A 15,131-nucleotide genomic window follows, 5' to 3' on the forward strand; every position below is an offset into this window, starting at 1 on the left:
TCTTAAATCAGTAATATATGCCGCCGTTGCCACGGGATATCAAACAACGTGAAAACAGCGTAAAAGTGGGTCGTTAGCTCAGTTGGTAGAGCAGTTGACTTTTAATCAATTGGTCGCAGGTTCGAATCCTGCACGACCCACCACTTAACGCATACCGGCAGTACAGAGTGGGTGATTAGCTCAGTTGGTAGAGCATCTCCTTTACACGGAGGGGGTCGGCGGTTCGAGCCCGTCATCACCCACCACTCGGGTCGTTAGCTCAGTTGGTAGAGCAGTTGACTTTTAATCAATTGGTCGCAGGTTCGAATCCTGCACGACCCACCAATTTTAATATCTTACTCAGATATTAAACGTGAAGGATAACGTTGCTTTAGCAACGGCCCGAAGGGCGAGGCGAAGCCGAGTCATCCTGCACGACCCACCACTCTCCGGTGGTACCGAGTAAAAATCTTCGAAGTCAGCACCCGAATGGGTCGTTAGCTCAGTTGGTAGAGCAGTTGACTTTTAATCAATTGGTCGCAGGTTCGAATCCTGCACGACCCACCACTTCGAAGAAAAAAATCCCGCAAGGGGTCGTTAGCTCAGTTGGTAGAGCAGTTGACTTTTAATCAATTGGTCGCAGGTTCGAATCCTGCACGACCCACCAGTGTAAAAAGGCGCCCTAAAGGCGCCTTTTTGCTATCTGCGGTACAACAAATGCTCCGCCCATCTATTCCCGGTGACTTTTCACTCCAGATTCGCTATCTTGTTTAGTATACAAAACACAATTGCCACGCGTTTTGCTATGTCAGGCAAAAGAAAGGCAATATTGTTAAGCCAGTAAAACGAGAAGCCATAATGAGTGTGATGTTTGATCCTGAAGCCGCAATCTATCCGTTTCCGCCAAAGCCTGTCCCGCTGAGCCAGGATGAAAAGCAATTCTACCGCGAGAAGATCAAACGTCTTCTTAAAGAGCGCGATGCGGTAATGGTGGCCCATTACTACACCGACCCGGAAATTCAGCAGCTGGCTGAAGAGACCGGAGGCTGCATTTCTGACTCACTGGAGATGGCACGCTTCGGTGCACGACATCCCGCTTCCACGCTACTGGTTGCTGGCGTGCGTTTTATGGGCGAAACGGCAAAGATCCTGAGCCCTGAAAAAACCATTCTGATGCCCACGCTTAATGCAGAGTGTTCGCTGGATCTGGGCTGTCCGATTGACGAATTCACGGCCTTCTGTGACGCCCACCCTGATCGGACCGTGGTGGTTTACGCCAACACCTCTGCGGCGGTAAAAGCGCGGGCCGACTGGGTAGTCACGTCGAGCATCGCCGTTGAGCTGATTGAACATCTGGACAGCCTGGGAGAGAAAATTATCTGGGCGCCTGACCGTCATCTTGGAAATTATGTCCAGAAGCAGACGGGGGCTGACGTTCTCTGCTGGCAGGGCGCCTGCATTGTGCACGACGAATTCAAAACTCAGGCGCTGGCGCGCATGAAGGCACTTTATCCTGACGCCGCCATTCTTGTTCACCCTGAGTCACCGCAGTCAATTGTCGACATGGCGGATGCCGTGGGCTCAACCAGCCAGCTTATCAACGCGGCAAGGACGTTGCCTCACAAGCAGCTCATCGTGGCGACCGATCGCGGTATCTTCTATAAGATGCAGCAGGCCGTGCCGGAGAAAGAGCTCCTTGAAGCGCCAACGGCGGGTGAGGGCGCAACGTGTCGCAGCTGTGCCCATTGCCCGTGGATGGCGATGAACGGCCTGAAGGCCATTGCCGAAGGGCTCGAGACAGGCGGTGCAGCACATGAAATCCATGTGGATGCCGCTCTGCGTGAAGGTGCGTTGATTCCGCTTAACCGCATGCTGGATTTTGCGGCTACACTACGTACTTAATTCAACACGCCGCGGAGAAAAGATGGATTTTTTTAGCACACATAACATTCTGGTTCATATACCGATTGGTGCAGGTGGCTATGACCTGTCATGGATTGAGGCCGTTGGCACGCTGGCGGGTTTACTCTGTATCTGGCTGGCAAGCCTGGAGAAGATCAGCAACTATGCTTTCGGGCTGATTAACGTCACGCTGTTTGCGATTATCTTCTTCCAGATCCAGCTTTACGCCAGCCTGCTTTTACAGCTGTTCTTCTTCGCCGCTAATATCTACGGCTGGTACGCGTGGTCGCGTCAGAACAGCCAGCAGGAGGCAGAGCTGCAGATCCGCTGGCTGCCCTTGCCAAAAGCCATCGCCTGGTTTGTCGCCTGCGTGGTGGCCATTGGCTTAATGACCGTCTACATCAACCCGGTGTTTGCGTTCCTGACCCGCGTCGCCGTTTCGGTCATGTCCGGTATCGGCCTGAACGTGACGATGCCAGAGCTGCAGCCGGATGCTTTCCCGTTCTGGGATTCCTGCATGATGGTGCTGTCGATTGCGGCGATGATCCTGATGACCCGTAAATATGTTGAGAACTGGCTGCTGTGGGTCATCATCAACGTGATCAGCGTGGCGATCTTCGCCCTGCAGGGCGTCTATGCGATGTCGCTGGAATATCTGCTGCTGACCTTCATTGCGCTGAACGGCAGCCGGATGTGGATTAACAGCGCGCGTGAGCGAGGCTCTCACGCGCTTTCCAGCTAGTGGTGATGATGATGTGAATGTCCGGACTGCGCCTCGTTAAGGTGGCAGTCCGGCCCGTTACAGGGCTGATACTCCATCTGGATGGTGGAGTGGCCAATTTCGTAGTGATGCTCAAGAAAATGCTGGATGCGTTCCAGCAGCGCATCGTGGTCGTGAGGCGGGATCACCTGGACGTGCAGCGTCATGACCGGTTTTTCCCCCACCAGCCAGACGTGCACATGATGCACATTGCGGACTTCCGGGACTGAACGGCGCAGGTTACGCTTCAGCTCATCAATGTCCATGGATGCTGGAGCCCCTTCAAGCAGTTCATTCACGCTCTCCTTCAACAGCCGCCAGGCACTGCGTAAGACCAGACACGACACCAGCACGGACAGAATCGGATCGACAGGTGTCCAGCCGGTGTAGAGGATCACCAGCGCGGCGACAATCGCCCCGACGGAACCGAGTAAATCCCCCAGAACATGCAGCGCCGCCGCGCGCACGTTGAGGTTCTTTTCCCCGCTGCCGCGGTGCAGAATCCAGAAGGCCAGGATATTCGCCAGCAGCCCCGCCACGGCAATCACCATCATGGTCGCTCCGGCGATCGGCTGAGGATGCCGGAAGCGCTGTACGGCCTCCCAGACGATAAGCACGGTAATGACCACTAGCGCAATGGCGTTAACAAACGCGGCCAGGGTGGTCAGCCTCAGCCAGCCGAATGTGTGGCGCGCATTTGGTGGACGACGCGCGAACTGCACCGCCAGCAGGGCGAAGAGCAGCGCGGCGGCATCGGTCAGCATATGTCCGGCATCGGCCAGAAGCGCCAGAGAGCCGGAAACCAGGCCGCCAATGACCTCGATAACCATAAACGTTGCCGTGACGCCAAAGGCCAGCATCAGTCGTTTAGCGTTGTCGTTGCCGGGAGAATGCGAGTGGGAATGGGAGTGCGCCATGTCTGCTTTCCTGAAGTGTTATTGTTTTTAGTGTAGCGTTTTTAATAGCTTACTCCAAAAAGAAAGGAGAGCCTGGGCTCTCCTTTTTCTGAGGGTTCATAACAAATTACTGGGTGGTGCCATCAGTTTTGGTATTGGCGCCGTTACCCACTTTGTCGTTAGGGTCCGGGCATTTGCCGTCCTTACACATCGAGTTCTTATGAACCTCATCCGAACTCATATTGTCATGATTCATGGTGCCGGAAGCGCTGCCGTTGGGATGCAGCATCGTGCCGCCGGTGTTGGTGTTCCCGGTATTGATCTGGTTGTTGTCGACATTATTCGGGGCGATATTCTGTTTCGCATCCGGGGCTGGCTGGCCTGCTGCCGCAGCCGCATTCGCATCCCCGTTGCTGTCTGATGTGCCCGTTTCCGCGGCCAGGACGCTGCCGCTGGCCAGAGTGAGTGTGGCGGTCAGGAAGAGGGTTGCCAGTTTTGTCATTTTCATCATGGTGCTCCTGTTCTTGTCGTTACGCTGGATAACATTCTCCAACAGTGCATCTTTTTCAGAGGCGAAAGATTCCGCCTTACGGACTTACGTCAGTAGGGAATCGCGTTTAAGCGTGTAAAATTGGTTGTTACAGTTAAAAAGCTTAGGTTAGATCTCATTTTTCGCTATTTTGTGGCGATTTTTAGGCGAATTCCAGGAATTATCTGCGTGAAGTGTAAAACCGTGTTTACACTTCCTGGTCGACAAGATAGATTGAAAGGATTGCTTTCATTACTAAAGATATGGCAGAGCTGGAAAGAAAATGAATTATCAGAACGACGATTTACGCATCAAAGAGATCAATGAGTTATTACCTCCTGTAGCGCTCCTTGAGAAATTCCCCGCCACTAAAAATGCCGCAAACACGGTTTCTCATGCTCGTAAAGCGATCCATAAGATCCTGAAAGGTAATGACGATCGTCTTCTGGTGGTGATTGGCCCGTGCTCCATTCACGATCCTGCAGCCGCGAAAGAGTACGCAGCCCGTCTGCTCACCCTCCGTGAAGAGCTGAAGGACGAGCTTGAAATCGTCATGCGCGTCTACTTTGAAAAACCGCGCACCACTGTGGGCTGGAAAGGGCTCATTAACGATCCGCATATGGATAACAGCTTCCAGATCAACGACGGTCTGCGTATTGCACGCAAGCTGCTGCTGGAGATCAACGACAGCGGCCTGCCTGCGGCCGGTGAATTCCTGGACATGATTACGCCACAATACCTGGCAGACCTGATGAGCTGGGGCGCAATTGGTGCCCGTACCACTGAATCTCAGGTGCACCGCGAGCTGGCGTCCGGTCTCTCTTGCCCGGTGGGCTTCAAAAACGGCACTGACGGCACCATCAAGGTCGCCATTGACGCTATCAATGCTGCAGGTGCACCGCACTGCTTCCTGTCGGTGACCAAATGGGGTCATTCCGCCATCGTTAACACCAGCGGTAACGGTGACTGCCATATCATTCTGCGCGGCGGTAAAGAGCCGAACTATAGCGCAAAACACGTGGCAGAAGTGAAGGTCGGGCTGGAAAAAGCCGGGCTGCCACCGCAGGTGATGATCGATTTCAGCCACGCCAACTCCAGCAAGCAGTTTAAAAAGCAGATGGAAGTGGGTGCAGATGTCTGTCAGCAGATTGCCGGCGGTGAGAAGGCGGTGATTGGGGTGATGATCGAAAGCCATCTGGTTGAAGGTAACCAAAATCTGGAAGGCAGCGAACCGCTGGTGTATGGCAAAAGCGTGACCGATGCCTGCATCGGCTGGGAGGATACCGATACCATCCTGCGTCAGCTGGCGAATGCGGTAAAAGCGCGTCGCGGCTGAATTATCAGGCACAAATAAAAAAGCGCGGAAGGCTCCGCGCTTTTTTTATGTCTGGCGAAAATTACTTCGCTTTACCCTGGTTCGCGACAGCCGCTGCTTTCGCAGCGATCTCTTCCGCGTTACCCAGATAGTAGTGTTTGATTGGCTTGAAGTTTTCGTCGAACTCATACACCAGCGGTACGCCAGTTGGGATGTTCAGTTCGAGGATTTCGTCTTCACCCATGTTGTCCAGGTATTTCACCAGCGCGCGCAGGGAGTTACCGTGAGCCGCGATGATCACGCGCTCGCCGCTTTTCAGGCGTGGCAGAATGGTTTCGTTCCAGTAAGGCACAACGCGGTCGATGGTCAGCGCCAGGCTCTCGGTGGTTGGCAGCTCAGCGTCGGTCAGCTTCGCGTAACGCGGGTCGTGGCCCGGGTAGCGCTCGTCATCTTTGGTCAGCTCTGGCGGGGTGATTGCGAAGCCGCGACGCCACTGTTTAACCTGCTCGTCGCCGTATTTCTCAGCGGTTTCCGCTTTGTTCAGGCCCTGCAGCGCACCGTAGTGACGTTCGTTCAGTTTCCAGGACTTCTCAACCGGCAGCCAGGCCTGATCCAGTTCGTCCAGCACGTTCCACAGGGTGTGGATGGCACGTTTCAGCACAGAGGTGTAAGCAAAATCAAAGCTGAAGCCTTCTTCCTTCAGCAGTTTACCTGCTGCTTTTGCTTCGCTTACGCCTTTCTCAGACAGATCAACGTCGTACCAACCGGTAAAGCGGTTTTCGTTGTTCCACTGGCTTTCGCCGTGACGCACCAGGACCAGCTTAGTTATAGCCATCTCTTACTCCTCAAGCATTTTTAGAATGATAACAATTCTCATTATATTGCCGTGGCCGTGCCACCAGCAACGCTTAACCCTAACCATAGCGAAAATAGTCTCTGAGTGTAAGATGCTTGTGAATCCAGGGTTATGATTTTGTCTGCGATCGGCGCTATTTTCAGCAAGGCGCGCAGAAAAAAGCCCTCCGATGGGAGGGCTGGAAATCAATGCGGAATAAAATGATACTCTGTGACGCTAACGTACTCTTTACCCGGGCGCAGCACGCAGTCCGGCTGCGGCCATTCCGGATGGTTCGGGCTGTCCGGCAGGAACTCGCTCTCCAGCGCCAGGCCTTGCCAGTCGCTATACTCTTCGTGTTCGCGCGCCGTTGTGCCGCCGAGATAGTTACCTGAGTAGAACTGCAGGGCAGGGGCAGTGGTATACACCGTCATCTGCAGCTTCTCATCCGCAGACCAGACCTGCGCGGCAGGTTGTTTCACATCACCTTTGGCCTGTAGCAGGAACGCGTGGTCGTAGCCTTTCACCTTGCGCTGATCGTCATCGCTCAGGAAATCCTGGGCGATCGTTTTCGCGCTGCGGAAGTCAAAGCTGGTGCCGCTCACGTCTTTGAGGCCCTGATGCGGAATACCCATCTCGTCAACCGGCAGCCAGGCATCCGCCAGGATCTGCAGCCTGTGGTTACGCACGTCGCACTGGTTACCGTCCAGATTAAAGTACGCGTGATTGGTCAGGTTGACCGGACACGGCTTGTCGACCGTCGCACGGTATTCAATGGCGATACGGTTGTCGTCGGTCAGCGTAAAGCGCGCGGACGCGATAAGATTCCCCGGGAACCCCTGATCCCCATCAGGCGAATCCAGCGAGAACAGCACTTCCCCGTCGTTTTGACGAACAATCTTCCAGCGGCGTTTATCAAACCCGTCCGGTCCGCCGTGCAGCTGGTTCTCACCCTGGCTTGGAAGCAGGGCGTACTGCACGCCGTCGAGCTCAAAACGGCTCTTCGCGATGCGGTTAGCATAGCGCCCAACGGACGCGCCCAGATAGGCGGACTGATTGACGTACTGCTCAGGCGAGGCGCAGCCCAGCAGAGTCTCGCGCACGCTGCCGTCAGGCATCGGTACGCGGGCAGAAAGAAGGGTAGCACCCCAGTCCATCACCGTAACGACCATCCCTGCGCGGTTGCGCAGGGTTAACAGGCGATACGGCAGACCATCCGGTGCGAGGGTAGGCGTTTCGTTTAGCACTGTCCGGCTCCTTGTGATGCTTTGCAAACATAGAAGGTTTCTTTGATACCCGTTTTTGCTTCGTACTGCTTCGCCACGGCATCCTGTACGGCAGGAACCAGCTCTTCAGGCACCAGCGCAACGATGCAGCCGCCAAAACCGCCGCCCGTCATGCGCACGCCACCTTTATCGCCGATGGTGGCTTTGACGATGTCCACCAGGGTGTCGATTTGCGGAACGGTGATCTCAAAATCATCGCGCATGGAGGCGTGAGATTCCGCCATCAGCTCACCCATACGTTTCAGGTCACCTTTCGCCAGCGCGGAGGCGGCTTCAACGGTACGGGCATTTTCCGTCAGCACGTGACGAACGCGCCTGGCGACGACCGGATCCAGCTCGTGCGCCACTTTGTTAAATTCATTAAGCGTTACGTCGCGCAGGGCAGGCTGCTGGAAGAAGCGGGCACCGGTTTCGCACTGTTGGCGGCGGGTGTTGTACTCGCTGCCCACCAGCGTGCGCTTAAAGTTACTGTTGATGATTACCACAGCCGCGCCTTTTGGCAGGGGAACGGCTTTAGTGCCCAGCGAGCGGCAGTCGATCAGCAGCGCGTGCTCTTTTTTGCCCAGCGCGGAGATCAGCTGGTCCATAATGCCGCAGTTACAGCCTACGAACTGGTTTTCAGCTTCCTGACCATTCAGGGCGATTTGCGCGCCATCCAGCGGTAAATGATAAAGCTGCTGGAACACCGTACCCACGGCGACTTCCAGAGAAGCAGAGGAGCTTAAGCCCGCACCCTGCGGCACGTTGCCGCTGATCACTAAATCTGCGCCGCCAAAGTTTTTGTTACGCTTCTGCAGATGCTTCACCACGCCGCGCACGTAGTTTGACCACTGCTGGCTGTCGTGTGTCACAATCGGGGCATCGAGGGAAAACGCGTCCGTTTCATTACCGTAATCCGCCGCAATCACGCGAACCTGGCGGTCGTCGCGCTTCGCACAGCTGATGACGGTCTGGTAATCGATGGCGCACGGCAGGACGAAACCGTCGTTATAGTCGGTGTGTTCACCAATCAGGTTGACGCGGCCAGGGGCCTGGATAACGTGGGTGGCAGGGTAGCCAAATTTCTCAGCAAACAGGGATTGTGTTTTATCTTTCAGACTCATTTTTTAGACTCCTGATTCGCGATAGTGGACGTCGCTAACGGCACGCAGACGTTCTGCTGCCTGTTCAGCCGTCAGGTCACGCTGGGTTTCCGCCAGCATTTCATAGCCCACCATAAATTTACGCACCGTCGCAGAGCGCAGCAGCGGCGGATAGAAATGGGCGTGCAGCTGCCAGTGTTGATTCTCTTCCCCGTTAAACGGGGCACCGTGCCAGCCCATGGAGTACGGGAAGGAGCACTGGAACAGGTTGTCGTAACGGCTGGTCAGCTTTTTCAGCGCCAGGGCAAGGTCGTCGCGCTGCGCGTCGCTGAGTTCGGTGATGCGCTGTACGTGCGCTTTCGGCAGCAGCAGCGTTTCAAACGGCCAGGCTGCCCAGTAAGGCACGACGGCCAGCCAGTGTTCGGTTTCCACCACGGTGCGGCTGCCGTCGGCCAGCTCACGGCGGGTGTAATCGACCAGCATTGGGGAACCGTTTTCCGCGTAATACGCTTTTTGCAGACGGTCTTCACGCTCGGCTTCGTTAGGCAGGAAGCTGTTCGCCCAGACCTGGCCGTGCGGATGCGGGTTGGAGCAGCCCATAGCCGCGCCTTTGTTTTCGAATACCTGCACCCACGGGTAAGTTTGACCCAGCTCGGCGGTTTGCGCCTGCCAGGTGCTTACCACCTCTTTCAGTGCCTCAACGCTCAGCTCCGGCAGCGTTTTGCTGTGGTCGGGGGAGAAGCAGATCACGCGGCTGGTACCGCGCGCGCTTTCGCAGCGCATCAGTGGATCGTGGCTTTCCGGTGCGTCCGGGGTGTCGGTCATCAGGGCGGCAAAATCGTTGGTGAAGACGAAGGTGCCTTTGTAGTCCGGGTTTTTATCCCCGGTGACGCGCGTGTTGCCCGGACAGAGGAAGCAGTCCGGGTCGTGCTGTGGCAGCGTTTGTATCGCAGGCGTTTCCTGCGCCCCCTGCCAGGGGCGCTTGGCGCGATGCGGAGAAACCAAAATCCATTGCCCGCTTAACGGGTTAAAGCGACGATGCGGATGATCGACGGGATTAAATTGCGTCATGACGGATCCTTAGTCCGGATAGCCCTGCGGGTGGCGTGACTGCCAGTGCCAGGTATCCTGTGCCATTTCATCAAGCGTGCGCGTCACACGCCAGTTAAGCTCTTTGTCGGCTTTGGTGGCATCGGCCCAGTAAGCAGGCAGATCGCCATCACGACGCGGCGCGAAGTGGTAGCTCACCGGTTTACCGCAGGCTTTGCTGAAGGCGTTAACCACGTCCAGCACGCTGCTGCCGACCCCGGCGCCGAGGTTGTAAATATGCACGCCCGGCTTGTTGGCCAGCTGCTGCATCGCGGCAACGTGGCCGTCGGCCAGATCCATGACGTGGATGTAGTCACGCACGCCGGTGCCGTCTTCGGTAGGGTAGTCATTGCCAAAAATCGCCAGCGAGTCGCGGCGACCCACGGCAACCTGCGCGATATACGGCATCAGGTTGTTCGGGATGCCCTGCGGATCTTCACCCATATCGCCGGACGGATGCGCGCCGACCGGGTTGAAGTAGCGCAGCAGCGCGATGCTCCACTCCGGCTGGGCTTTTTGCAGGTCGGTCAGGATCTGCTCCACCATCAGTTTGCTCTTGCCGTACGGGCTTTGCGGTGTCCCGGTTGGGAAGCTTTCAACGTAAGGGATTTTGGGCTGATCGCCGTAGACGGTAGCCGAAGAGCTAAAGATGAAGTTTTTGACGTTGGCCGCACGCATGGCGGAGATGAGACGCAGAGTACCGTTGACGTTGTTGTCGTAATACTCGAGCGGTTTCGCAACGGATTCACCGACCGCTTTCAGACCTGCGAAGTGGATCACCGCTTCGATGGCGTGGTCGTGAAGGATCTCGGTCATCAGCGCTTCGTTGCGGATGTCGCCTTCTACAAAAGTCGGTTGTTTACCGCCAAGACGTTCAATCACAGGCAGCACGCTGCGCTTACTGTTGCACAGGTTGTCGAGGATGATGACGTCGTGACCGTTTTGCAGCAGTTGCACGCAGGTATGACTACCTATGTAACCGCTACCACCTGTTACCAGAACTCGCATATTTCGCTCCATTGGGCTTATGGTATGTAATAACCATAGCATAACAGAGACGCGAAAAGTGTGACATGGGATAAAATAGTGGAATCGTTTACACTGTTTTTAAAGTCCGATTATCAGCCGCTGTGGGGCATTGTAGATCAACGGGATAGCAATGTCTTAGTGCAGGTTATCTGAAAAACGGAGGGCGGTGCCCTCCGGGAGTTAATCGATTTTGCTTTGCAGATAACGATACTGCTCACCGTCCGGAACAAACTCCAGCCGATGGGTGATGCAGGAGGGGGCATCTTCGGCATGGTGTGAAACGAAAAGCAGCTGCGTTTCACCTTCGCTAATCAGCACGTCCACAAAGCGGCGGATAAGCTGTCGGTTCAGCGGATCGAGTCCCTGCAGCGGTTCGTCGAGGATCAGCAGCGTAGGGTGTTTTACCAGCGCGCGAACGATCAGGGCCAGACGCTGCTGCCCCCAAGACAGACTATGAAACGGTGCGTCAGCGACCCGGTTGTCCATGCCCAGGATATCCAGCCACTGCTGGGCCAGCTTGTGCTGTTTGTCCGACACAGCCTGATAAATACCGATGGAATCAAAATAGCCGGAGAGGATCACGTTGCGTACCGTGGTACTGACCCGGTAATCCAGATGCAGGCTGCTGCTGACATAGCCGATATGTTTTTTAATATCCCAGATGGTTTCGCCGCTGCCGCGACGCCGACCGAACAGCGTCAGATCGTTGCTATAGCCCTGCGGGTGATCGCCGGTGATCAGGCTAAGCAGCGTTGATTTTCCCGCGCCGTTAGGGCCGACAATCTGCCAGTGCTCGCCTGGATTGACCGTCCAGCTTAGACGGTTAAGGATCGGGCGATCGTCATAAGAGACCATCCCATCCCGCAGCACGATGCGCGGCTGGTGGGGGTCAAGCGCATGGCGGGCCGAAGGGGCGTCAGGTTCCGGAAGAGTAATACCGTCGAGCTGTTCGCTATGCGCGAGCTGGGCAATGAGCGCCTGCTTAAGCAGTGCGGTTTTTTCGCCAGTCTCGGTCAGGTTACAGTCGGCCAGTACGCCCGCGTGCTTGATAAAGTCCGGAATTTCATCGAAGCGGTTAAGGACCAGCACCAGGGTATATCCCTGCCGATTAAGCGACTCCAGCAGAGCCGCAAGCTGCGCACGGGACTGCACGTCAAGACCGTCGAACGGTTCGTCCAGAATAAGAAGGTCAGGCTCGCTCATCAGCGCCTGACAAAGCAGCGTTTTCCGCGTCTCGCCGGTCGAAAGGTATTTAAAGCGCCGGTTCAGCAGGGCGGTGATACCGAACCGTTCTGCCAGGCGCTGACAGCGGGCGGGGTCTTTCACCTCATCCTGAATAATTTCTGCCGTCGTACGGCCGGTATCGTCTTCGCCAGGGCTGAGTAAATCGGTGTTGTTGCGCTGCCACTCGTCGCTGACCAGCTTTTGCAGTTGTTCAAACGACAGGCGCGTCAGGCGCGTAAAGGTGCTCTGGTATTCGCCCTTGAGGAGGTTGAGCTCGCCGGCCAGCGCGCGGGCCAGCGCAGATTTACCGCTGCCGTTAGTGCCGACAAACGCCCAGCTTTCACCCGCGCGTATCGTCAAATCAGCAATCGTCAGCGTTCGGGTATCGCTAAGACGAAACGTGCCTTGCGAAATATGCAATGATGACATGATTTATCCCTGTTTTTGCAGCAATAGATATCAGGGATACGCACTGTCGGCGCGATTGTCAATGTGCTCAGCACAATGTGGCGATAATCACCCGATCTGCGTTGAACCAGGCGGTGACGACAGTACCTTCTTCTAAACCGTCCGCCTCGCTAAGCGGTATTGTCGCGCAAAGCCGTTGCCCGTCTGCCAGGGTCATCAGCACTTCGCACTGCGCCTGGCCGCGTTCGATATGGCTAATTTCGCCCTGCAGCTGGTTATCTGCTGCCTTTGCGGTGTCGGGATCGCGCGTGATATTGACCCACGGTGCTTTCAGCAGCACCAGCACCTCTTTCCCTTCGTCCAGCTCAAGGCGCTCTGCACTCTGCGCCGTTATGGCGGCTTTCAGACGGGTAGTCCCATCGGCAAGCAGGATTTCAATATGCTGCTGTACCTGGAGATTATCGCGCGCCGTCACCGTGCCAAACCACTGGTTGCGGGCGCTGGTTTGTAACGAGAAGCGGGAAATGGCGGCCAGCAAACTGTCCAGCGGAACGTCGTCGTCGTCGCTCAACACATCAAACGCTTTTTGCTGGATCCGGGCCAGCAGATCGTAAAGCTGAATAAGGCGCTGACCGTAACGTGTCACGATTGCACCGCCGCCGCCTTTGCCGCCCGTGGCTCTGTCTACCAGCGGCTGTTCGCTCAGGGTGTTCATCTCGTTGATGGCGTCCCAGGCGCTTTTATAGCTGATGCCCGCGTTTTTCGCCCCCTGGCTAATCGAGCCTGTTTGTTCTATTTGTTTAAGCAGGGCGATACGTCGCGGATCGGCGAACAGCTTTTGCTGAAGTCGGAGTGTGAGAAGAATTTCGGCCTGCATAACAGTGTCCTGGCAAAAAGAGTATTGTGACCCAAATGGTGCAGGGCGCAAAGGGTACCGCACAAAAGGGGATGTTTTTCTCACTTGAAAGGGTAGAATAAGCTATTCACAATATCTGGAGAAAACCATGTTAGAGTTGTTGAAAAGTCTGGTATTCGCCGTGATCATGGTACCAGTAGTGATGGCCATCATCCTCGGTGCCATCTACGGCCTGGGTGAAGTGTTCAACGTCTTTTCGAACATTGGTCACAGAGACCAGGCTAAAAAGCAGCATTGATTCCCCACAAAACGCCCGGCTTGTCCGGGCGTTTTGCTCTCAAGATTTTCCCGTTTTCGCCGATAATATTTAACGTATCACACCGGTTTACCTCTTCAGCGGTACGATTTAACGCTGGGATCTCCCTGACGTTACCGTTATATTAATATGTATATAACGCTACTCACAGGAGTTAAAAATGGCACGTACCTGGGTACGCCTTTTCGCAGGGGCAACGCTGACGCTTTCACTTACCGGACACGCGCTGGCGGACGAGGGTAAAATCACGGTCTTTGCGGCGGCATCACTGACCAACGCGCTGCAGGATATCGCGGCGGCGTATAAAAAAGAGAAAAACGTCGAGGTGGTCTCCTCTTTTGCCTCTTCCTCGACGCTGGCGCGCCAGATAGAAGCGGGCGCACCGGCGGATTTGTTCATCTCCGCCGATCAGAAGTGGATGGATTACGCGGTGGAGAAGAAAGCGATTGATGCGACAACCCGCGAAACGCTGCTGGGGAATAGCCTGGTTGTCGTGGCGCCAAAAGCCAGCGCCCAGGCGGACATTACCATCAACAAAGAGACCAACTGGACGAGCCTGCTGAACGGTGGCCGTCTGGCGGTGGGCGATCCGGAGCACGTTCCGGCCGGTATTTATGCCAAAGAAGCGCTGCAAAAGCTGGGGGCATGGGAGACATTGTCGCCGAAGCTGGCTCCGGCGGAAGATGTCCGCGGCGCGCTGGCGCTGGTGGAACGCAACGAAGCCCCGCTGGGCATTGTGTATGGCTCTGATGCTGTTGCCAGTAAGGGTGTGAAAGTGGTGGCAACGTTCCCGGAAGACTCCCACAAGAAAGTGGAATATCCTGTTGCGATTGTTGATGGACATAAAAATGCGACCGTGACGGCCTTCCGCGATTACCTGAAGGGGCCGGAAGCGTCCGCAATCTTTAAACGTTACGGATTTACGACTCACTGATGATATTGACCGATCCTGAATGGCAGGCTGTTCTGCTGAGCCTTAAAGTCTCTTCCCTGGCGGTTGCGCTGAGTTTGCCCTTTGGGATCTTCTTTGCCTGGTTACTGGTTCGCTGTCAGTTTCCCGGCAAAACGCTGCTCGACAGCGTGCTTCATCTTCCGCTCGTTTTGCCGCCCGTGGTGGTCGGTTACCTGCTGCTGATTTCGATGGGGCGGCGCGGTTTTATCGGCGAGAAGCTCTACGACTGGTTTGGGCTGACGTTTGCGTTTAGCTGGCGCGGTGCGGTACTGGCGGCGGCGGTGATGTCATTCCCGCTGATGGTGAGGGCGATACGCCTCGCGCTGGAAGGCGTGGACATAAAGCTTGAACAGGCGGCGCGTACGCTGGGGGCAGGCCGCTGGCGCGTCTTTTTCACCATCACGCTACCCCTGACGTTACCCGGCATTATTGTTGGCACGGTGCTGGCCTTCGCCCGCTCGCTGGGCGAGTTTGGCGCGACCATCACGTTTGTGTCGAACATCCCCGGCGAGACGCGAACCATCCCGTCGGCGATGTATACTCTGATTCAAACGCCGGGCGGTGAAGGCGCGGCGGCGCGTCTGTGTATTATTTCAATTGTGCTGGCGCTGGCATCGCTAATGGTGTCTGAATGGCTGGCGCGGCTCAGCCGTGAGCGGATGGGGAAATAAGC

At 55.9% G+C, this 15,131-nt stretch carries 15 protein-coding genes and 5 tRNA genes; 11 read left to right on the top strand and 9 right to left on the bottom strand.

Going from position 1 to position 15,131, the window contains the following annotated elements:
• Positions 1-67: 67 nt before the first annotated feature.
• The 7 genes from AC4IC4_RS06250 to pnuC all read left to right on the top strand — a co-directional run bounded on the left by AC4IC4_RS06250 (position 68) and on the right by pnuC (position 2,623).
• Positions 68-143: transfer RNA gene (locus AC4IC4_RS06250), tRNA-Lys, on the top strand.
• Between the two features lie 26 nt (positions 144-169).
• Positions 170-245, top strand: a tRNA-Val gene (locus AC4IC4_RS06255).
• Between the two features lie 3 nt (positions 246-248).
• Positions 249-324 (top strand) — tRNA-Lys (locus AC4IC4_RS06260).
• Positions 325-470: 146 nt separating this feature from the next.
• Positions 471-546 (top strand) — tRNA-Lys (locus tag AC4IC4_RS06265).
• A gap of 24 nt (positions 547-570) precedes the next feature.
• Positions 571-646 (top strand) — tRNA-Lys (locus AC4IC4_RS06270).
• A 191-nt stretch (positions 647-837) separates the two neighbouring features.
• Positions 838-1,881 (top strand): quinolinate synthase NadA, encoded by a 1,044-nt coding sequence (nadA, locus tag AC4IC4_RS06275; protein WP_008501105.1) that lies wholly within the window; start codon positions 838-840, stop codon positions 1,879-1,881.
• A gap of 22 nt (positions 1,882-1,903) precedes the next feature.
• Positions 1,904-2,623, top strand: a complete 720-nt coding sequence (pnuC, locus tag AC4IC4_RS06280) for a nicotinamide riboside transporter PnuC (protein ID WP_024908791.1) — start codon at positions 1,904-1,906, stop codon at positions 2,621-2,623.
• Here pnuC and zitB read toward each other — a convergent pair.
• Positions 2,620-3,558 (bottom strand): CDF family zinc transporter ZitB, encoded by a 939-nt coding sequence (gene zitB / locus AC4IC4_RS06285; protein WP_024908790.1) that lies wholly within the window; start codon positions 3,556-3,558, stop codon positions 2,620-2,622. The two genes, pnuC and zitB, sit on opposite strands and share 4 nt — an antisense overlap.
• A gap of 106 nt (positions 3,559-3,664) precedes the next feature.
• Positions 3,665-4,045, bottom strand: coding sequence for a protein YbgS (locus AC4IC4_RS06290; RefSeq protein ID WP_491472800.1), 381 nt, complete (start codon positions 4,043-4,045; stop codon positions 3,665-3,667).
• A 304-nt stretch (positions 4,046-4,349) separates the two neighbouring features.
• On the opposite strand from AC4IC4_RS06290, the gene aroG reads away from it, so the two are divergent.
• Positions 4,350-5,402 (top strand): 3-deoxy-7-phosphoheptulonate synthase AroG, encoded by a 1,053-nt coding sequence (gene aroG / locus AC4IC4_RS06295; protein ID WP_491472360.1) that lies wholly within the window; start codon positions 4,350-4,352, stop codon positions 5,400-5,402.
• A gap of 61 nt (positions 5,403-5,463) precedes the next feature.
• Here aroG and gpmA read toward each other — a convergent pair whose 3' ends face one another.
• The 7 genes from gpmA to modE form a co-directional block, all read right to left on the bottom strand.
• The gene (gpmA, locus tag AC4IC4_RS06300) at positions 5,464-6,216 is read right to left on the bottom strand and encodes a 2,3-diphosphoglycerate-dependent phosphoglycerate mutase (RefSeq protein WP_023310804.1); all 753 of its coding nucleotides are present in this window, start codon (positions 6,214-6,216) and stop codon (positions 5,464-5,466) included.
• A gap of 206 nt (positions 6,217-6,422) precedes the next feature.
• Entirely contained in the window at positions 6,423-7,463 is a 1,041-nt protein-coding gene (gene galM, locus AC4IC4_RS06305; protein ID WP_473702311.1) for a galactose-1-epimerase, read from the bottom strand.
• Positions 7,457-8,605, bottom strand: coding sequence for a galactokinase (galK, locus tag AC4IC4_RS06310; RefSeq protein WP_157188783.1), 1,149 nt, complete (start codon positions 8,603-8,605; stop codon positions 7,457-7,459). Before galK ends, galM begins: the two co-directional genes overlap by 7 nt.
• A 3-nt stretch (positions 8,606-8,608) precedes the next feature.
• Positions 8,609-9,655, bottom strand: coding sequence for a galactose-1-phosphate uridylyltransferase (gene galT / locus AC4IC4_RS06315; protein ID WP_491472361.1), 1,047 nt, complete (start codon positions 9,653-9,655; stop codon positions 8,609-8,611).
• A gap of 9 nt (positions 9,656-9,664) precedes the next feature.
• On the bottom strand, positions 9,665-10,681 hold the full coding sequence (galE, locus tag AC4IC4_RS06320; protein WP_024908784.1) for a UDP-glucose 4-epimerase GalE: 1,017 nt from the start codon (positions 10,679-10,681) through the stop codon (positions 9,665-9,667).
• A 201-nt stretch (positions 10,682-10,882) separates the two neighbouring features.
• Positions 10,883-12,355, bottom strand: coding sequence for a molybdate ABC transporter ATP-binding protein ModF (gene modF, locus AC4IC4_RS06325; RefSeq protein WP_491472362.1), 1,473 nt, complete (start codon positions 12,353-12,355; stop codon positions 10,883-10,885).
• A gap of 67 nt (positions 12,356-12,422) precedes the next feature.
• Positions 12,423-13,211 carry a molybdenum-dependent transcriptional regulator gene (modE, locus tag AC4IC4_RS06330; protein WP_491472363.1) on the bottom strand — a complete coding sequence of 263 codons (789 nt, stop codon included), beginning with the start codon at positions 13,209-13,211 and terminating at the stop codon, positions 12,423-12,425.
• A gap of 127 nt (positions 13,212-13,338) precedes the next feature.
• Between modE and AC4IC4_RS06335 the strand changes: the two genes are divergently transcribed.
• The 3 genes from AC4IC4_RS06335 to modB all read left to right on the top strand — a co-directional run bounded on the left by AC4IC4_RS06335 (position 13,339) and on the right by modB (position 15,129).
• Positions 13,339-13,488 carry an AcrZ family multidrug efflux pump-associated protein gene (locus AC4IC4_RS06335; RefSeq protein ID WP_008501118.1) on the top strand — a complete coding sequence of 50 codons (150 nt, stop codon included), beginning with the start codon at positions 13,339-13,341 and terminating at the stop codon, positions 13,486-13,488.
• A 178-nt stretch (positions 13,489-13,666) separates the two neighbouring features.
• Positions 13,667-14,440: a molybdate ABC transporter substrate-binding protein gene (gene modA / locus AC4IC4_RS06340; protein WP_491472364.1), complete on the top strand. Its 774-nt coding sequence runs from the start codon at positions 13,667-13,669 to the stop codon at positions 14,438-14,440.
• Positions 14,440-15,129, top strand: a complete 690-nt coding sequence (modB, locus tag AC4IC4_RS06345; protein WP_032649484.1) for a molybdate ABC transporter permease subunit — start codon at positions 14,440-14,442, stop codon at positions 15,127-15,129. The genes modA and modB overlap by 1 nt, the downstream gene beginning before the upstream one ends.
• The last annotated feature ends 2 nt before the right edge of the window (positions 15,130-15,131 follow it).

It is taken from the genome of Enterobacter sp. Taxon_2, assembly GCF_058355295.1.